We start from the raw sequence: 17,601 nt of genomic DNA, 5'->3' as shown, positions 1-17,601 counted from the left end.
CTCTCATGACACACAGCCAGGGCGCCTCGTCAGTATGCGCGAGGCACCACCGTGCCTGCCATCGGGCCTGCTTGCATATTGCGTATTCTGGTATACCATAATACTCAATCCCAACCTGCTAAGGGCCCGTCATGAGTTTCGAAATCCGCAAGATCGTCAGTTATGTAGAAGAGACCCTCAGCGAGGGCGGCAAGGCCACCGACAAGCCGGTGACCATGGTCGGCCTGGCCGTGGTGATCCGCAATCCCTGGGCCGGCAAGGGTTTCGTCGAAGACCTCAAGCCCGAGATCAAGGCCAATTGCTCTGCCCTCGGCGCGCTGATGGTCGAGCGTCTGAGCGCGGCCATCGGTGGCGCCGCGCGCATCGAGGCCTACGGCAAGGCCGCGGTGGTCGGCGCCGATGGCGAGATCGAGCATGCCTCGGCGGTCATCCACACCCTGCGCTTCGGCAACCACTACCGCGAGGCGGTCAAGGCCAAGAGCTACCTGAGCTTCACCAACAAGCGCGGCGGCCCGGGCACCTCGATCCAGATCCCGATGATGCACAAGGACGACGAAGGCCTGCGCTCGCATTACGTCACCCTGGAAATGCGCATCGAGGATGCACCGCGCGCCGACGAGATCGTCGTGGTGCTCGGCGCGGCCGATGGCGGCCGCCTGCACCCGCGCATCGGCAATCGCTACATCGATCTGGAAGAGCTGGCCGCCGAGCAGGGCCGCTGAGCAGGAGCATCGCATGATTGGGCTCACTGCCGAACGCACGCCGGCCGGCACCAGCTACCTGGTGACCGGCCAGGGCCAAGCCGTGGTGCTGATCCACGGCGTCGGCCTGAACAAGGAAATGTGGGGCGGGCAGATCGTCGGCCTGGCGCCGCACTTCCAGGTCATCGCCTACGACATGCTCGGCCACGGCGACAGCCCGCGACCGGCCCCGGACATCGGCCTGGCCGGCTATGCCGATCAGTTGCGCGAACTGCTCGAGCACCTGCAGCTGCCCCAGGCCATGGTCGTCGGCTTCTCCATGGGCGGGCTGGTGGCGCGGGCCTTCGCCCTGCACCATCCGCAGCAGATCGCCGCGCTGGTGGTGCTCAACAGCGTGTTCAACCGCAGCCCCGAGCAGCGCGCCGGGGTCATCGCGCGCACCGCCCAGGCCGCCGAACACGGCCCCGATGCCAATGCCGAGGCGGCGCTGTCGCGCTGGTTCAGCCGCGAGTACCAGGCGGCCAACCCGGCGCAGATCGCCGCCATCCGCCAGACCCTGGCCGGCAACGACGCCCAGGGCTACCTGACCACCTATACCCTGTTCGCCACCCAGGACATGTACCGTGTCGACGACCTGGCCAGCATCCGCGTGCCGACGCTGATCGCCACCGGCGAGCTGGACCCGGGTTCGACCCCGGAGATGGCCCGGCAACTGGCGCGCTGCATCCCGGGCGCCAGAACCGCCGTGCTCGCGGAACAACGGCATATGATGCCGGTGGAATCGCCGCGGCTGGTCAACCAGCTGCTGCTGGAATTCCTCGAACAGGTCGCCCGCCTTCAGAACATCGCCAAGGGGATCGTCGCATGACGCTCGCACGCTACCAGATGTGTATCGACGGCCAGTGGCTCGATGCCCGGTCCGGCAACACCTTCCAGAGCTTCGACCCGGCCCTGGCCAAGCCCTGGGCCGAACTGCCCGACGCTGGCGCCGAGGATGTCGAGCACGCGGTGCAGGCCGCCCAGGCCGCCTTCGACGACCCGGCCTGGCGCACCCTCAGCGCCACCGCACGGGGCAAGCTGCTGCGCCGCCTCGGCGACCTGATCGCCGACCACAGGGAAGCCCTGGCCCAGCTGGAAAGCCGCGACAACGGCAAACTGATCCGCGAGACCCGCGGCCAGGTCGGCTACCTGCCGGAGTTCTTCCACTACACCGCCGGCCTGGCCGACAAGCTCGAAGGCGGCACCCTGCCCCTCGACAAGCCGGACATGTTCGCCTACACCAGCCACGAGCCGCTTGGCGTGGTGGCCGGGATCATTCCCTGGAACAGCCCGCTGTACCTGACCGCGATCAAGCTCGCGCCGGCCCTGGCCGCCGGCAACACCATCGTGCTCAAGCCCTCCGAGCATGCCTCGGCGACCATCCTCGAACTGGCGCGCCTGGCCCTCGAAGCGGGCTTTCCGCCAGGCGTGGTCAACGTGGTCACCGGCTATGGCCCGACCGCCGGCGCCGCCCTGAGCAGCCACCCGCTGGTGCGCAAGATCGCCTTCACCGGCGGCGCCGCCACCGCCCGCCATGTGGTGCGCGCCAGTGCCGAGAACTTCGCCAAACTGTCCCTGGAGCTGGGCGGCAAATCGCCCAACATCATCTTCGCCGATGCCGATCTCGACAGCGCCATCAACGGCGTGGTCGCCGGCATCTATGCCGCCTCCGGGCAGAGCTGCGTGGCCGGGTCGCGGCTGCTGGTGCAGGACAGCATCTACGACACCTTCGTCGAGCGCCTGATCGAGCGCGCCAGGCGCATCCGCATCGGCAATCCGCAGGACGACGCCAGCGAGATGGGCCCCATGGCCACCGCCCAGCAACTGGCCGTGGTCGAGCGCCTGGTCGCCACCGCCGTCGCCGAGGGCGCCATCCTGCGCCTGGGCGGCAAGCGCCCGCCGCTGGACAGCGAGGGCTGGTACTACGAGCCGACCCTGTTCGAGTGCGACAGCCAGGCGATGACCATCATGCAGGAGGAGGTGTTCGGCCCGGTGGCCTCGGTGATCCGCTTCAAGGACGAGGCCGAGGCGCTGGCCATGGCCAACGACTCGCAGTTCGGCCTGGCCGCCGGTATCTGGACCCGCGACCTGGGCCGCGCCCACCGCCTGGCCAAAGGCGTGCGCTCGGGGATCGTCTGGGTCAACACCTACCGCGCCGTCTCGGCCATGGCACCCATCGGCGGTTTCGGCAACAGCGGCTATGGCCGCGAGAGCGGCATCGATTCGCTGCTGGCCTATACCGAGCTGAAAACCGTGTGGATCAACCTGTCCCAGGCACCGATGCCCGACCCGTTCGTGATGCGCTGAGCGCATCGAGGTAAGTACCACCATGATCGAACCCGGACTGTACAAAGCCGTGATGGCCGCCTTTCCTTCCGGCGTCACCATCGTCACCACCCTGGGCCCCGACGGCGGCATCGTCGGCATCACCGCCAGCGCCTTCAGCGCGCTGTCGATCGACCCGGCGCTGGTGCTGTTCTGCCCCAACTACGCCTCCGATTCCTACCCGGTGCTGCGCGACAGCAAGCGCTTCGCCATCCACCTGCTGTCCGCCGACCAGCAGGCCGAGGCCTATGCCTTCGCCGGCAAGGGCAAGGACAAGGCCGCCGGTATCGAGTGGCACCTGAGCGAGCGCGGCAACCCGCTGCTGAGCAAGGCCTCGGCGATCATCGAGTGCGAACTGTGGCGCGAGTACGACGGCGGCGACCACGCGATCATGGTCGGCGCCGTGCGCAACCTGATCCTGCCCGACGAGCAGCCGGTGCCGATGATCTACCACCGCGGCAAGCTCGGCGCCCTGCCGGCCATCGCCTGAAGCCCTTGGCGCGCGTGAGCGTTTTCTACTGCCAAGGGGCTGGTCGGCGAGTCCGGCCGGGGGCCATGTCCGGGGCCGGGAAGGCTTATCGATGCAGGAACGCGGCATGATAAACTTGGCCATGATTTCCGCGCTCAACCGCCCCCGCGCATTCGCCGCGCCCTGCGCAACGGCCCCGGCCATGAGCAGATCCGCGGCATACCGCTTCAGCTCGGGATCTGCCGCGAGGCCTTTGCCGAAGCGGATGCCGAGGCCTGGTTGTGAGTGATCCCATACCTATAACTCGAGCCCTAACCATGAAACGCCAGCCGATCGACGACAGCTTCAAGGTCAACCGCAACCCCGTGACGCTGCGGGAAATCGTTCTGGACAAGCTGCGCAACGCCATCATGAACTTCCAGCTGCTGCCCGGCGACCGCCTGGTCGAGCGCGACCTCTGCGACCGGCTCGGCGTCAGCCGCACCTCGGTGCGCGAGGCGCTGCGCCACCTGGAGTCCGAAGGCCTGGTGGAGTTCGCCGACGCCAAGGGCCCGCGAGTGGCCATCATCACCCTGGAAGACGCCTGCGATCTCTACGAGCTGCGCTGCGTGCTGGAAGGCATGATCGTCCAGCTGTTCACCCTGCGCGCCCGGGCCAAGGACATCCGCGCCCTGGAACGCGCCCTGGAGAACAACCGCAAGACCCTCGAGGAAGGCGAGCTGCAGCAGGTGCTGGAGTCGGTGCAGAACTTCTACAACGTGCTGATGGAGGGCTCGGGCAACGATATCGCCGCCACCCAGTTGCGCCAGCTGCAGGCGCGCATCAGCTACCTGCGCGCCACCTCGGTCTCGCAGACCAACCGCCGCAGCACCAGCAACGAGGAAATGGAGCGCATCGTCGAGGCGATCAAGAGCGGCGATCCGCTGGCCGCGCACCAGGCCTCGGTGGATCATGTGCGTTCCGCCGCCAGGGTCGCCCTGGAGTACCTGGAAGCCAAGCAGGAAGGCGCCAAGGCCCGTGACATCGTCGCCCCCATCGCCCTGCAAGAGCCGCGTATCGGTCGCTGACGCCCATGCCCGGCCCGCGCTTCTGTAGCCAGTGCGCCAGCGCCTCGCTGGAGCGGCGCCAGCCGGCGGGTGACGACCACCCGCGCCTGGTCTGCGCCGGTTGCGGGCACGTTCACTACGAGAATCCCAAGCTCATCACCGGCTGCATCATCGAGCAGGACGGGCGCTACCTGCTGTGCCAGCGCGCCATCGCCCCGCGCATCGGCACCTGGACGCTACCGGCGGGGTTCATGGAGAACGGCGAAACCACCGAGCAGGCGGCCCTGCGCGAAGTGCGCGAGGAAGCCGGGGTGATCGCCGAGATTCTCTGCCCCTACTCGATCTTCAGCGTGCCGGCGATCAGCGAGGTGTACCTGATCTTCCGCGCCCGCCTGCTGCGCGACACCGGGCATTTCGGCAGCGAAACCCTGGCCCGGCGCTTCTTCGCCCCCGAAGACATCCCCTGGGAGCAGATCTACTACCCGGCCATCCGCCAGATCCTCGAGCGCTACATCGCCGAGCGCGAAGCGGGCATCTACGGGATCTACATGGGCAGCGACGACAACGGCAAGATTCATTTCATTCGCTAAATGGTCAACAGCCAGGCATGGGCCGATTAAAGGCGGGAGCGAACGGTTGTAGGATGGGTGCAACCCGTCGGCAATTGATGGGTTTCACCCATCCTACGAACGTCCGCTTCCGCTTTGCAGCCGCCCCTCCATCGTCAAAAACGCCTAGCCCCCCATACCCTCGACGATGATCACTTCCGAACGCGCCGCGCCAGTCCGGTAACTGCTGGCTTGCTGGTAGGCCTCGGAGCGGTAGCAGGCCACGGCCTGGTCGTAGGAAGGGAATTCGATCACCACGCTGCGCTGCGGCGTGGCGCGGCCTTCCTGCGCCTCGGAACGGCCGCCGCGGGCGAGAAACCTGCCACCAAAGGCGGCGAAGGCCGCCGGGGCGCGCCGGGTGTATTCCACGTAGCGCTCGGGGTCGGTGACGTCCACGTGCGCGATCCAGTAACCCTTCATCGGTTGACCTCCTTTAATTTGCTTTCGTATTACGGTATACCATTATTCACATTAACTCAGCCGACGAGAACCGCCATGCCCTTTCATCCCATCAGCGAACTCGTCGATGACCTGCGCCAGGGCAAGATGGTGCTGCTGGTCGATGACGAGGACCGCGAGAACGAAGGCGACCTGCTGCTCGCCGCCGAGTTCTGCACGCCCCAGGCGATCAATTTCATGGCCCGCGAGGCGCGCGGCCTGATCTGCCTGACCCTCACCGAGGAACACTGCCAGCGGCTCGGCCTGGAGCAGATGGTGCCCAGCAACGGTAGCGTGTTTTCCACCGCTTTCACCGTGTCCATCGAAGCCGCCAGCGGTATCACCACCGGCATTTCCGCGGCCGACCGCGCGCATACCGTGCTCACCGCCGTGGCGCCGGGCGCTACGCCGGCCGACCTGGTGCAGCCGGGGCATATCTTCCCGCTGCGCGCCAAGGAAGGCGGCGTGCTGACCCGGGCCGGGCATACCGAGGCCGGCTGCGACCTGGCGCGTCTGGCCGGGCTGACGCCGGCGGCGGTGATCGTCGAGGTGATGAACGAGGACGGCAGCATGGCCCGGCGCCCGCAGTTGGAGACCTTCGCCCAGCGGCACGGCATCCGCATCGGCAGCATCGCCGACCTCATCCAGCACCGCCTGAGCACCGAGCACACGGTCACCCGCATCGGCGAGCGTGCGTTGCCCACCGTGCACGGGGAATTCCGCCTGATCACCTACGAGGATCGCCTCGCCGGTGGCGTGCACATGGCCATGGTGATGGGCGAGATCCGGCATGACCAGCCCACCCTGGTGCGGGTGCATGCCATCGACCCCTTGCGCGACCTGGTCGGCGCCGAATACAGCGGCCCGCGCAGTTGGACGCTGTGGGCCGCCCTGGAACGCATCGCCGCCGAGGGCCAGGGCGTGGTGGTGGTGCTGGCCAACCACGAATCGTCCCAGGCGCTGCTGGAACGGGTGCCGCAACTGACCCAGCCGCAGCGCCCCTTCGACCGCGGTCGGTCGCGGGTCTACTCGGAAGTCGGCACCGGGGCACAGATCCTGCAGGACCTCGGCATCGGCAAGCTGCGCCACCTCGGCCCGCCGCTCAAGTACGCCGGCCTTGCCGGCTACGAGCTGGAGGTGGTGGAAAGCGTGCCGTTCGCCTGACGCCGGAAGACCTGCGCCCGAGCGGCGATGAGACCCAAAGCGCTTGCAGAAAGTTTGGAATACCATAATATGACATTCCTAAGGCCAACCTGTTTATCGAGTGCCACGCAAGACAGAGCACAAACAACAGCACCCGATATCGGCCGCCATTGACGATCCATTTGATCCACTGCTCCGGTTAAGCGGGCACAACGTCCGCTTGCGAAAAACACAACAAAGAGGGCAAGCAAGATGGTGTTTATCAAAGGTATGAGCTCGGTGCTCGCCGCGAGCATCCTGAGTGCGGCAGTGGTCACCACGGCGGCGGCCGAAACCGTCAACTTCGTCAGTTGGGGCGGCACCACCCAGGATGCGCAGAAGGCGGCCTGGGCCGACCCGTTCAGCAAGGCCAACGGGATCACCGTGGTGCAGGACGGGCCCACCGACTACGGCAAGCTCAAGGCCATGGTCGAAAGCGGCAACGTACAGTGGGACGTGGTCGACGTGGAGGCCGATTTCGCCCTGCGCGCCGCCGCCGAAGGCCTGCTCGAACCGCTGGACTTCGGCGTCATCGAGCGCGACAAGATCGACCCGCGCTTCGTCTCCGATCACGGCGTCGGCTCGTTCTTCTTCTCCTTCGTGCTCGGCTACAACGAGAGCCGCCTCGGCAACCAGCAGCCGGAGGACTGGAGCGCGCTGTTCGACACGGCGACCTACCCCGGCAAGCGTGCCCTGTACAAATGGCCGAGCCCCGGGGTGATCGAGCTGGCCTTGCTGGCCGACGGCGTCGCCGCCGACAAGCTCTATCCGCTGGACCTGGATCGCGCCTTCAAGAAACTCGACACCATCAAGAAGGACATCGTCTGGTGGGGCGGCGGTGCGCAATCGCAGCAGTTGCTGGCCTCCGGCGAAGTCAGCCTCGGCCAGTTCTGGAACGGTCGCCTCTACGCCTTGCAGGAAGAAGGCGCGCCGGTCGGCCTGAGCTGGAAGCAGAACCTGGTCATGGCCGATTTCCTGGTCATCCCCAAGGGCGCCAAGAACAAGGACGCGGCCATGAAATTCCTGGCCAATGCCAGTGCCGCCAAGGGCCAGGCCGATTTCGCCAACCTCACCGCCTACGCCCCGGTCAACGTCGACAGCGTGCAACGCCTGGACTCGGTGCTGGCGCCCAACCTGCCCACCGCGCACGAAGCCGATCAAGTCACCCTGGACTACGCCTACTGGGCGGAGAACGGGGCGCAGATCGCCACCCGCTGGAACGAATGGCTGGTGAAGTGAGATGACGGCCCTGCGCACCTCGATGACCGCCGCGGCAGCCAGCCGACGGGCCAGCGAGGCGACCGGCGCCGAACGGGCGGCGCGCTGGCGCGGCGCCCCCTGGCTGCTGCCGGCGCTGCTGTTTCTCGGCCTGTTCTTTCTCGCCCCGCTGATCGGCCTGCTGCTGCGCGGCGTGCTGGAACCGGTGCCCGGGCTGGGCAACTACGAGCAGCTGTTCGCCAACGCGGCCTATTCGAAGGTGCTGTTCAACACCTTCGCCGTGGCCGGGCTGGTCACCCTGATCAGCCTGCTGCTGGGCTTTCCCCTGGCCTGGGCGATCACCCTGACACCGCGTGGCTGGGGCCGCTGGCTGCTCAACATCGTGCTGTTGTCGATGTGGACCAGCCTGCTGGCGCGCACCTACTCCTGGCTGGTGCTGCTGCAGGCCTCCGGGGTGGTGAACAAGGCGCTGATGGCCATGGGCATCATCGACCAGCCGCTGCAGATGGTGCACAACCTGACCGGCGTGGTGATCGGCATGAGCTACATCATGATTCCGTTCATCGTGCTGCCGCTGCAGGCGACCATGAGCGCCATCGACCCGATGGTGCTGCAGGCCGGCTCGATCTGCGGCGCCAGCCCGTGGCGCAACTTCTTCAAGGTGTTCCTGCCGCTGTGCCGGCCGGGCATCTTCTCCGGCGGCCTGATGGTGTTCGTCATGTCCCTGGGCTACTACGTGACGCCGGCGCTGCTCGGTGGCGCACAGAACATGATGCTGCCGGAGTTCATCATCCAGCAGGTGCAATCGTTCCTCAACTGGGGCATTGCCAGCGCGGCGGCAGCCTTGCTGATCCTGATCACGCTGGTGCTGTTCTACGTCTACCTGAAGCTGCAACCGGAATCGCCGGTGGCTTCCAGTACCGCGAGGTAAGCGCCATGCTGCTGTCACCCAATGCCATGGGCCGCGGCCTGCGCTACGGCCTGGCCCTGACCACGGCGCTGATCGCCGTGTTCCTGCTGTTGCCGATCCTGTTCATCGTGTTGCTGTCCTTCGGCTCCTCGCAATGGCTGGTATTCCCGCCGCCGGGCTGGACACTGAAGTGGTACGAGCAGTTCTTCGCCAACCCGCAGTGGATGGACGCGGCCCTGGTCAGCCTCAAGGTGGCCGTGCTGACCACCGTCTGCGCCGTGGCCATCGGCCTGCCCAGCGCCTTCGCCCTGGTGCGCGGCCGCTTCCCCGGACGCGAGCTGCTCTACGCGCTGTTCACCCTGCCGATGATCGTGCCGCTGGTGATCATCGCCGTGGCGGTCTACGCACTGTTTCTCAGGCTCGGCTACACCGGCACCCTGTTCGCCTTCGTGGTCAGCCACGTGATCGTCGCGCTGCCGTTCACCATCATCTCGATCATCAACTCGCTGAAGCTGTTCGATCAGGCCATCGAGGATGCCGCGGTGATCTGCGGCGCCACGCGCCTGCAGGCCATCGTCAAGGTGACCTTCCCGGCGATTCGCCCGGGGCTGGTGGCCGGCGGCCTGTTCGCCTTCCTGGTGTCCTGGGACGAGGTGGTGCTCAGCGTGATGATGGCCAGCCCCGGCCTGCAGACGCTGCCGGTGAAGATGTGGACGACCCTGCGCCAGGATCTCACCCCGGTGATCGCCGTCGCTTCGACGCTGCTGATCGGTCTTTCCCTGCTGGTCATGGTCGCCGCCGCCATTCTGCGCCGGCGCAACGACGTCAACGCCTGAACGCCGAGGAGCCTTCATGAGTGCTGTCATCCAAGAACACCGGACGCCGCAGACGCTGGTCAGCCTGCGCAACCTGAACAAGCACTACGGCGACTTCAGCGCCGTGGACAACATCTCCCTGGACATCCAGGACGGCGAGTTCCTCACCTTCCTCGGCTCCAGCGGCTCCGGCAAGAGCACCACGCTGTCGATGCTCGCCGGCTTCGAGACGCCCAGCTCCGGGGAAATCCTCGTCGGGGGCAAATCTCTGGTCAAGGTGCCGCCGCACAAGCGCGATATCGGCATGGTGTTCCAGCGCTACTCGCTGTTCCCGCACCTCGACGTACGCCAGAACATCGCCTTTCCCCTGGCCATCCGCAAGCTGAGCGCCGCCGAGCAGCAGCGCCGGGTCGAGGCCATGCTCAAGCTGGTGCAGCTGGAGGCCTTCGCCCACCGCCGCCCGGCGCAACTGTCCGGCGGCCAGCAGCAGCGCGTGGCGATCGCCCGGGCGCTGGTCTACGAACCGCGCATCCTGCTGATGGACGAGCCGCTCGGGGCGCTGGACAAGAAGCTGCGCGAGGACCTGCAGGACGAGTTGCGCCACCTGCACCGGCGCCTGGGCATCACCATCGTCTACGTCACCCATGACCAGGAAGAAGCCATGCGCCTGTCGCAGCGCATCGCCATCTTCAGCCACGGCAGGATCGTCGGCCTGGGCAGCGGCTATGACCTGTACCAGAACCCGCCGAACGCCTTCGTCGCCTCGTTCCTCGGTAATTCCAACTTCCTGCGCGCCAGGGTCAGTGGCCAGGCATCGGTGGCGTTCGAACAGCAGAGCCTGGCTATCACCCCGACCGCCCAGCTGCGCAACGACCAGGACGTGCTGCTGATGCTGCGCCCGGAGAAAGCCCAGGTGCTGCCGCTGGACGTCGCCAGGCAAACGCCGCTGCCGGCCGGCTGGAACGAGATCGGCGTGCAGGTCGGCGAAGTGGTGTTCCTCGGCGAGAGCCTGACCTGTCACGTGGTCACCCCCGGCGGCTGCCGGCTGACCCTCAAGACCCTGGGCAACGCCGTGCAACCGCTGCAGCCGGGGGCGCAGGCACGAGTCCGCTGGGCGGCCAGCGATGCCTGCCTGTACGACAGCTGGAACGAAAGCGACCTGACCAAGGCCGCTGGCGCCCATTGAGTGGGCGCCGAGCGAACCCGGTAACCCCGCTGCCGCCCCAGGTCGCGGCGATCAGCGCGGGCGAGCACTGCCTGGGCAGGATGGGTGCACGGCCCAGCCTGGCCTGACCCAGAATCAGGCAGGCGAGCCGGTAACGCCGGCGGCGATGGTAACGGCCGCCACGGGCGGCAGTGGTACCGCAGTGCCCAACCAGGCGGCGTTCGGCGTCGCTACCTTTCCCCTGCTCCACTCGATGCGCAGCCCGCGACGCTCCGTGAGAAGTGGAGCGCATCTTGCTTTACCATATTACGGTATACCTGAATACATCGACTACATGCCAATCCGCATTGGCCCCGCCCGTGCGAGAGCCATGCCGTGTGCCCGGGGGTTGCGCCATAGCCCCAGGCGTTTTCGAAAAATCGGGAGGGAATTCAATGCGCGTACTGCTGGCCATGCTACTCATCCTATCCGCCACGGCGGTCCATGCCGACCAGACCATCACCTTCGTCAGTTGGGGCGGCAGCACCCAGGCGGCGCAGAGCAAGGCCTGGGCCGAACCCTTCAGCGCAGAAACCGGCATCCGCGTCGAACAGGCCGGGCCGACCGACTATGCGGCCTTCAAGGCCATGGTGGAGAACGGCAAGGTGACCTGGGACGTGGTCGACGTGGAAGCGGACTTCGCCCTGCGCGCCGGCCGTGAAGGGCTGCTCGAGCCGCTGGACTTCAAGCAGATCGCCAAGCGCACCATCGACCCGCGCTTCGTCACCATCTACGGCGTCGGCTCGTTCTACTTCTCCTTCATCCTCGGCTACAACACCCAGGTGTTGTCGAGCGCGCCCCAGGGCTGGGCCGCGCTGTTCGACACCCAGGCCTACCCCGGCAAACGGGCGCTGTACAAATGGCCGAGCCCCGGGGTGCTGGAGATCGCCCTGCTCGCCGATGGCGTCGCGGCCGACGCGCTCTATCCGCTGGACCTGGATCGGGCGTTCCGCAAGCTCGACAGCATCAGGAACGACATCGCCTGGTGGGGCAGCGGCGACGAGTCGCAGCAGTTGCTGGCCTCGGGTGACGCCAGCCTGGGCATGTTCTGGAACGGCCGGGTCAACGCCCTGCAGGGCCAGGGCGCACCGGTGGCCATCAACTGGCAGCAGAACCTGGTCACCGGCGACTTTCTGGTCATCCCCCGCGGCACGCCCAACCTCGAGGCGGCGCGCCAGTTCATGGCCTACGCCACCAGCCCCGAACCGCAGGCGGCGTTCGCCGAGCTGACCGGCTATGCACCGGTCAACCTGAGCGCCTCGGAGCTGGTACCGGTGGCGGCGGCGCAGGACCAGCCGGGCGCGCACAAGGACAGCCAGATCACCCTGGACTTCAAGTACTGGAGCCTGAACGGCGAGCGCATCGCCGAACGCTGGAACGCCTGGCAAGCCTCGAACTGACGCTTGTGCTGACCTGGATCAATGGGGAGGTCTCGCCAAAGTATTTTATATTATGGTATACCATAGACCACAACCGATCAGCTCCGAACGGCGGTCCATCCGGCCACGCGGCGGCGCCCCAGGCTTTACGAAACCGAGGAAAGCGGCATGAAATTCTCTTTGTTCGTCCATATGGAGCGTTACGACCAGGAGGTCGGCCATCGTGAACTCTTCGAGCAGTTGACCGAGCTGACCCTGCTGGCCGAAGCCGGCGGCTTCAGCACCGTGTGGATCGGCGAACACCACGCCATGGAATACACCATCTCGCCCAGCCCGATGCCGCTGCTGGCCTATCTCGCCGCGCGCACCAGCCGCATCCGCCTGGGCGCCGGCACCATCATTGCGCCGTTCTGGCACCCGATCCGCGTCGCCGGCGAATGCGCCCTGCTCGACGTGATCAGCAATGGCCGCATGGAAGTCGGCCTGGCCCGTGGCGCCTACCAGTACGAGTTCGACCGCATGGCCGGCGGCATGCCCGCGAGTGACGGCGGCAAGTACCTGCGCGAGATGGTGCCGGCGGTCAAGGCGCTGTGGCAAGGCAACTACGCCCACGACGGCGAGCTGTGGAAATTCCCCTCGACGACCTGCTCGCCCAAGCCGATCCAGCAGCCGACGCCGCCGATGTGGATCGCCGCCCGCGACCCGGATTCGCACAACTTCGCCGTGGCCAACGGCTGCAACGTGATGGTCACGCCCTTGATGAAGGGCGACGAGGAAGTGGTCGACCTGAACAACAAGTTCAACGCCGCCCTGGCCAACAACCCGGACGTGCCCCGCCCGCAACTGATGGTGCTGCGCCACACCCACGTGCACCTGGCCGACGACCCCGAGAGCTGGAAGGTCGGGGCCGCCGCCATCTCGCGCTTCTACCGCACCTTCGATGCCTGGTTCGGCAACAAGACCACCCCGGTCGACGGCCTGCTTGCGCCGAGCCCCGAGGAGAAATTCAAGGAGCGCCCGGAGTTCGAGCTGGAGAACATCCGCAGGAACACCATGATCGGCACGCCCCAGGAAATCATCGCGCGCCTGCGCCACTACCAGGAGCTGGGTGTCGACGAATTCAGCTTCTGGGCCGACAACAGCCTGCCACACGCCGAGAAGAAGAAGTCCCTGGAGCTGTTCATCGAGCACGTGCTGCCGGCCTTCCGCTGAGCCCCGCCTGTCCTCCCGCTCTGGGGCCTGCCCGCGCCAACCGGGACGGCTGAAACACACGGATCACAGAGCGGGCTGTCGGCGAACAGGGCAGCTGGACTATGCTGGGGCAGGTCTTGATCTCCAGGCACTCCATGGAATTCGGCATTTCCCACCTGTTCGGCTACCTCATCGCACTCATCCACAGCCTGGGCGTGCTGGCGGCGATCCACGCGGTGTTCACCGTACGTACCGCCCAGGGCGCGATCGCCTGGGCGCTGTCGCTGTTCTTCATGCCCTACCTGACCCTGTTGCCCTATCTGGTCTTCGGCCGCAGCCGCTTCGACGCCTACATCGATGCCCGCCGCCAGGTCGACAAGCAGATGCACCAGGCCATGGCCGAACTGGACTGGCGGCCCTGGGTCGAGGAAGCCATCGCCGCCGGCGAGTCCGCAGCCTACGGCCAACTGCGCGCACTGCCGCGCCTGGGCCGGATGCCCTGCCTGGCCAACAACCAGGTGACCCTGCTGATCGATGGCCAGGCGACCTTCGCGGCGATCCTGCAGGCGCTGGCCAGCGCCCGCCAGGTGATCCTGATCCAGTTCTTCATCGTGCATGACGACGGCCTCGGCCGGCGCCTGCAGCAGGTGCTGCTGGAACGTGCCAGCGCGGGCGTGCAGGTGCATTTCCTCTACGATGGGGTCGGCAGCCATGCCCTGCCGCGGCGCTATGTCGAGCGCCTGCGCACCGGCGGCGTGCGGGTGCATGCCTTCCCCACCGGCGGCGGCCTGCTCAACCGCTTCCAGCTGAACTTCCGCAATCATCGCAAGATCGTGGTGGTGGATGGCGAACACGGCTTCCTCGGCGGACACAACGTCGGCGACGAATACCTCGGGGAAAAACCGCCGCTGTCGCCCTGGCGCGACACCCATGTGCAGGTGCACGGGCCGGCGGTCGCCTGCCTGCAGGAATCGTTCGCCGAGGACTGGTTCTGGGCGACCCGCGAGCTGCCGCCGCTGTTGCTGCCCGAGCGCTATCCCGACGAGGGCATGCTCTGCCAGGTGATCGCCAGCGGCCCGGCCGACCCCCAGGAAACCTGCTCGCTGCTGTTCGTCGAGATGATCAACGCGGCGCGCGAACGCATCTGGCTGACCAGCCCCTACTTCGTTCCCGACGAGTCGTTGTTCGCCGCCCTGCGCCTGGCGGTGCTGCGCGGCGTCGACGTGCGCATCCTGCTGCCATCACGCCCGGATCACCACATCGTCTACGCCGCTTCCAGCCTGTTCGCCCTGGAGGCATTGCGCGCCGGCGTGCGCATATTCCGCTATCTGCCGGGCTTCCTGCACCAGAAGGTGGCGCTGATCGACCAGGACATCAGCGCGGTGGGCAGCGCCAACCTGGACAACCGCTCGTTCCGCCTCAACTTCGAGATCACCCTGATCACCGTGGACGCCGAGTGCGCCCGCCAGGTCGAGGACATGCTCGAAGCCGACTTCAGCCAGTCGCGCGAGCTGGTCGGCGCCGACCGCAAGCACGTGCACCGCCTGCAGCAACTGGGCATGCGCGTGGCCCGGCTGATCTCGCCGATACTCTGAGCCCAGGGCGCCCGTCTGGAGCAGCAGGCTGGAAAGTGAGCGACATCACAGACCAACCATTTGCCCCGACGAACAGTACCTCCACCGCGCAACTTTTCTTCCCGTCTCCGCTCTCACCAGACGTCGAGCGCAAGCGAAGCGGCCAAACATCGCGCCGCTCGTTCGTATACCTCAAAACCTTATCGTCGGCCCACAAGGATGTGCCATGCAGTCACTCACTCCGAGTCGCGTTCCGCCTCGGTCAACGTACCCCGCCACGGCTCGCCATGCCGTATTCCCGCTGTTGCTCGCCGCCCTGGCGATGAACCAGGCCACCCAGGCCGCCTCGCCCGAAGAAGAGCTGCTGCGCCAGCGTGAACGCGAGCGCGTGCTGCGCGAACAACTGGAAACCCGCCCGGACGTGCGCCTGGAAGCCCTACAGCAGGAAGAGGGCGAGGCCCGCCTGCCACAGGAAGAAGCGCCATGCTTCCGCATCGACCGGATCGAACTGGTCGGCGAGGCCGCCGAGCAATTCCAGTGGGCCCTGCAGGCGGCCAACCCCAAGGATGATCCGGCCGTGGGCCGCTGCCTGGGTTCGCGCGGCATCAACCTGACGATGAAACGCATCCAGAACGCGATCATCGCCAAGGGCTACGTCACCACCCGCGTGCTGGCCGGCGCACAGGATCTGAACAGCGGTGCCCTGACCCTGACCCTGCTGCCCGGGCGTATCAGCGACATCCGTTTCGACGAAGGCACCAGCCGCCGCGCCAATGCCTTCAACGCCCTCCCCGCCAACCCTGGCGACCTGCTCAACCTGCGCGACATCGAACAGGCCCTGGAGAACTTCAAGCACGTGCCCACCGCCGATGCCGACATCCGCATCGTACCGGCCAGCGCCCGCAATGCCGGGCCCGGCGAAAGCGACGTGGTGATCGCCTGGCGCCAGCGTTTCCCCGCGCGCCTGAGCCTGTCGGTGGACAACGGCGGCAGCAAGAGCACCGGCAAGTACCAGGGCGCCGTAGCCCTGTCGCTGGATAACCCGCTGACGCTCAACGACCTGTTCTACGCCAGCTTCAACCACGACCTGGGCGGCGGCGAGGACGGCGACCGCGGCTCGAAGGGCCACACGCTGCATTACTCGGTGCCGTACGGCTACTGGCAGCTGGCGTTCACCAGTAGCCAGTACGACTACCACCAGACCGTGGCCGGTATCAACGAGAGCTACGTATACCGCGGCGAAAGCCGCAACAACGAGCTGCGCCTGTCACGCCTGGTCTACCGCGATGCGGTGCGCAAGACCAGCCTGTGGGGCAGCCTGTGGACGCGCTCCTCGGAGAACTTCATCGACGACACCGAGATCGAACTGCAACGCCGACGCATGGCCGGCTGGCAGGCCGGCATCGGCCACCGCGAATTCATTGGCCCGGCCACCTTCGACCTGGGCCTGAGCTACCGCCGGGGCACCGGCGCGCACGACGCGCTGGCGGCACCCGAGGAAACCTTCGGCGACGGGACGTCGCGCTCGCAGATCATCCAGGGCAACGCCCAGTGGCAAATACCCTTCGATGCCTACGGCCAGCGCCTGCGCTACCTCGGCGCCTGGCGCGCGCAGTGGAACCGCACGGAACTGGTGCCCCAGGATCGCTTCGGTATCGGCGGGCGCTACACGGTGCGCGGTTTCGATGGCGAAAACATCCTCTCCGCCGACCGCGGCTGGACCCTGAGCAACGAACTGGGGCTGGCCCTGGGTAACAGCGACCAGGAGCTGTACGCCGGCGTCGACTACGGCGAGGTCGGCGGCAACTCCGCCGACTACCTGATCGGCCGGCGCCTGGCCGGTGCCGTGGTCGGCCTGCGCGGGTCGTATCGCAATCTGTCCTATGACTGGTCCTGGGGCACGTCGCTGAAGAAGCCCGATGGCTTCGAGACCGCCGACTTCACCAGTGCCTTCACCGTCGTCCTGTCGTTCTGAGGTCCACCATGCGCTTCGACACCTTCGAAATCACCGCACCCGGCGTATTCGACGAACCCTGGAACGAGGCGAACGCCCTGGGTGCCGCCACGTGGCTGTGGATGCAGTCGCAGGCCCACCGCGACGCGCCCCTGCATACGCTGTCGCGCCTCCTGCTGCCCGCGCTCAAGCATCGCCAGTTCGTGCTCGGCAGTGAGCACGGCAAGCCGGTGTTCTACCTGGCCTGGCTGACCCTGGACGAGGCCAGAGAACGACGCTACCTGACCCATTCGCCCATCGAGCTGGACGAGGCCGACTGGCGTAGCGGGGATCGCCTGTGGGTCAACGACTGGATCGCTCCTTTCGGCCACACCGCCGTGCTCAGCCGCCTGCTGCTCAGCCGGGTGTTCCCCAACAACTGTGCCCGTGCGCTCTACCACCGGGGCGAGACACGTGGCCTGAAGGTCAAGACCTTCCACGGCATCGGCGTGATTCCGGAGCAGGCGAAAGCCTGGTTCGCCGCCCACCCACTGGCTACCGAGGCCTGA

General features: G+C 66.8%; 17 protein-coding genes and 1 pseudogene. 17 read left to right on the top strand and 1 reads right to left on the bottom strand.

The features are described from left to right. Positions 1-131: 131 nt before the first annotated feature. The 7 genes and pseudogenes from DNK34_RS14575 (at position 132) to DNK34_RS14545 (ending at position 5,170) form a co-directional block, all read left to right on the top strand. The gene (locus tag DNK34_RS14575; RefSeq protein ID WP_131175751.1) at positions 132-722 is read left to right on the top strand and encodes an amino acid synthesis family protein; all 591 of its coding nucleotides are present in this window, start codon (positions 132-134) and stop codon (positions 720-722) included. A 13-nt stretch (positions 723-735) separates the two neighbouring features. Continuing rightward, the gene (locus tag DNK34_RS14570; protein ID WP_131175750.1) at positions 736-1,569 is read left to right on the top strand and encodes an alpha/beta fold hydrolase; all 834 of its coding nucleotides are present in this window, start codon (positions 736-738) and stop codon (positions 1,567-1,569) included. Beyond that, entirely contained in the window at positions 1,566-3,047 is a 1,482-nt protein-coding gene (locus DNK34_RS14565; RefSeq protein WP_131175749.1) for an aldehyde dehydrogenase, read from the top strand. The genes DNK34_RS14570 and DNK34_RS14565 overlap by 4 nt, the downstream gene beginning before the upstream one ends. A gap of 22 nt (positions 3,048-3,069) precedes the next feature. Then, entirely contained in the window at positions 3,070-3,555 is a 486-nt protein-coding gene (locus tag DNK34_RS14560; protein WP_131175748.1) for a flavin reductase family protein, read from the top strand. A 61-nt stretch (positions 3,556-3,616) separates the two neighbouring features. Next, a pseudogene (locus DNK34_RS14555) lies at positions 3,617-3,819 on the top strand (carboxymuconolactone decarboxylase family protein); the annotation flags it as partial. A 32-nt stretch (positions 3,820-3,851) separates the two neighbouring features. Next, complete coding sequence (locus DNK34_RS14550; RefSeq protein WP_131175747.1) at positions 3,852-4,601, top strand: GntR family transcriptional regulator; 750 nt, start codon at positions 3,852-3,854, stop codon at positions 4,599-4,601. Positions 4,602-4,606: 5 nt separating this feature from the next. Continuing rightward, a complete protein-coding gene (locus DNK34_RS14545; RefSeq protein ID WP_131175746.1) occupies positions 4,607-5,170 on the top strand; it encodes an NUDIX hydrolase in 564 nt (187 codons plus the stop codon). 144 nt (positions 5,171-5,314) lie between these two features. Here the strand turns inward: DNK34_RS14545 and DNK34_RS14540 are convergent, their stop codons facing one another. Then, positions 5,315-5,608: a DUF1330 domain-containing protein gene (locus DNK34_RS14540; protein ID WP_131175745.1), complete on the bottom strand. Its 294-nt coding sequence runs from the start codon at positions 5,606-5,608 to the stop codon at positions 5,315-5,317. A gap of 75 nt (positions 5,609-5,683) precedes the next feature. Here DNK34_RS14540 and ribBA point away from each other — a divergent pair, with 75 nt between their 5' ends. The 10 genes from ribBA (at position 5,684) to DNK34_RS14490 (ending at position 17,601) form a co-directional block, all read left to right on the top strand. Further along, on the top strand, positions 5,684-6,790 hold the full coding sequence (gene ribBA, locus DNK34_RS14535; RefSeq protein ID WP_131175744.1) for a bifunctional 3,4-dihydroxy-2-butanone-4-phosphate synthase/GTP cyclohydrolase II: 1,107 nt from the start codon (positions 5,684-5,686) through the stop codon (positions 6,788-6,790). Between the two features lie 231 nt (positions 6,791-7,021). Beyond that, positions 7,022-8,047 (top strand): polyamine ABC transporter substrate-binding protein, encoded by a 1,026-nt coding sequence (locus DNK34_RS14530; RefSeq protein WP_131175743.1) that lies wholly within the window; start codon positions 7,022-7,024, stop codon positions 8,045-8,047. A gap of 1 nt (position 8,048) precedes the next feature. Next, positions 8,049-8,957, top strand: coding sequence for an ABC transporter permease (locus DNK34_RS14525; RefSeq protein WP_411269312.1), 909 nt, complete (start codon positions 8,049-8,051; stop codon positions 8,955-8,957). A 5-nt stretch (positions 8,958-8,962) separates the two neighbouring features. Beyond that, positions 8,963-9,772, top strand: a complete 810-nt coding sequence (locus DNK34_RS14520) for an ABC transporter permease (protein WP_131175742.1) — start codon at positions 8,963-8,965, stop codon at positions 9,770-9,772. Between the two features lie 16 nt (positions 9,773-9,788). Beyond that, positions 9,789-10,937 carry an ABC transporter ATP-binding protein gene (locus tag DNK34_RS14515; RefSeq protein WP_131175741.1) on the top strand — a complete coding sequence of 383 codons (1,149 nt, stop codon included), beginning with the start codon at positions 9,789-9,791 and terminating at the stop codon, positions 10,935-10,937. A 413-nt stretch (positions 10,938-11,350) separates the two neighbouring features. Next, positions 11,351-12,355, top strand: coding sequence for an ABC transporter substrate-binding protein (locus DNK34_RS14510; protein ID WP_131175740.1), 1,005 nt, complete (start codon positions 11,351-11,353; stop codon positions 12,353-12,355). 147 nt (positions 12,356-12,502) lie between these two features. Then, the gene (locus DNK34_RS14505; RefSeq protein ID WP_131175739.1) at positions 12,503-13,546 is read left to right on the top strand and encodes an LLM class flavin-dependent oxidoreductase; all 1,044 of its coding nucleotides are present in this window, start codon (positions 12,503-12,505) and stop codon (positions 13,544-13,546) included. A gap of 134 nt (positions 13,547-13,680) precedes the next feature. After that, the gene (cls, locus tag DNK34_RS14500) at positions 13,681-15,120 is read left to right on the top strand and encodes a cardiolipin synthase (protein WP_131175738.1); all 1,440 of its coding nucleotides are present in this window, start codon (positions 13,681-13,683) and stop codon (positions 15,118-15,120) included. A 205-nt stretch (positions 15,121-15,325) separates the two neighbouring features. After that, positions 15,326-17,074 (top strand): ShlB/FhaC/HecB family hemolysin secretion/activation protein, encoded by a 1,749-nt coding sequence (locus tag DNK34_RS14495; protein ID WP_242675332.1) that lies wholly within the window; start codon positions 15,326-15,328, stop codon positions 17,072-17,074. A gap of 8 nt (positions 17,075-17,082) precedes the next feature. Next, complete coding sequence (locus DNK34_RS14490; RefSeq protein WP_131175737.1) at positions 17,083-17,601, top strand: toxin-activating lysine-acyltransferase; 519 nt, start codon at positions 17,083-17,085, stop codon at positions 17,599-17,601.

This window comes from Phytopseudomonas dryadis (assembly GCF_004327355.1).
GTDB lineage: Bacteria > Pseudomonadota > Gammaproteobacteria > Pseudomonadales > Pseudomonadaceae > Aquipseudomonas > Aquipseudomonas dryadis.
Note: the sequence above shows the minus strand (reverse complement) of the source record. Positions and strands in the feature narration are given on the sequence as shown.

Coding starts and splice junctions, on each gene's coding strand:
- DNK34_RS14565 (WP_131175749.1), top strand. CDS start 1,566: ATGACGCTCGCACGCTACCAGATGTGTATCGACGGCCAGTGGCTCGAT.
- DNK34_RS14505 (WP_131175739.1), top strand. CDS start 12,503: ATGAAATTCTCTTTGTTCGTCCATATGGAGCGTTACGACCAGGAGGTC.
- DNK34_RS14545 (WP_131175746.1), top strand. CDS start 4,607: ATGCCCGGCCCGCGCTTCTGTAGCCAGTGCGCCAGCGCCTCGCTGGAG.
- DNK34_RS14560 (WP_131175748.1), top strand. CDS start 3,070: ATGATCGAACCCGGACTGTACAAAGCCGTGATGGCCGCCTTTCCTTCC.
- DNK34_RS14490 (WP_131175737.1), top strand. CDS start 17,083: ATGCGCTTCGACACCTTCGAAATCACCGCACCCGGCGTATTCGACGAA.
- DNK34_RS14515 (WP_131175741.1), top strand. CDS start 9,789: ATGAGTGCTGTCATCCAAGAACACCGGACGCCGCAGACGCTGGTCAGC.
- DNK34_RS14575 (WP_131175751.1), top strand. CDS start 132: ATGAGTTTCGAAATCCGCAAGATCGTCAGTTATGTAGAAGAGACCCTC.
- DNK34_RS14525 (WP_411269312.1), top strand. CDS start 8,049: ATGACGGCCCTGCGCACCTCGATGACCGCCGCGGCAGCCAGCCGACGG.
- DNK34_RS14510 (WP_131175740.1), top strand. CDS start 11,351: ATGCGCGTACTGCTGGCCATGCTACTCATCCTATCCGCCACGGCGGTC.
- DNK34_RS14530 (WP_131175743.1), top strand. CDS start 7,022: ATGGTGTTTATCAAAGGTATGAGCTCGGTGCTCGCCGCGAGCATCCTG.
- DNK34_RS14540 (WP_131175745.1), bottom strand. CDS start 5,608: ATGAAGGGTTACTGGATCGCGCACGTGGACGTCACCGACCCCGAGCGC.
- cls (WP_131175738.1), top strand. CDS start 13,681: ATGGAATTCGGCATTTCCCACCTGTTCGGCTACCTCATCGCACTCATC.
- DNK34_RS14550 (WP_131175747.1), top strand. CDS start 3,852: ATGAAACGCCAGCCGATCGACGACAGCTTCAAGGTCAACCGCAACCCC.
- DNK34_RS14520 (WP_131175742.1), top strand. CDS start 8,963: ATGCTGCTGTCACCCAATGCCATGGGCCGCGGCCTGCGCTACGGCCTG.
- ribBA (WP_131175744.1), top strand. CDS start 5,684: ATGCCCTTTCATCCCATCAGCGAACTCGTCGATGACCTGCGCCAGGGC.
- DNK34_RS14495 (WP_242675332.1), top strand. CDS start 15,326: ATGCAGTCACTCACTCCGAGTCGCGTTCCGCCTCGGTCAACGTACCCC.
- DNK34_RS14570 (WP_131175750.1), top strand. CDS start 736: ATGATTGGGCTCACTGCCGAACGCACGCCGGCCGGCACCAGCTACCTG.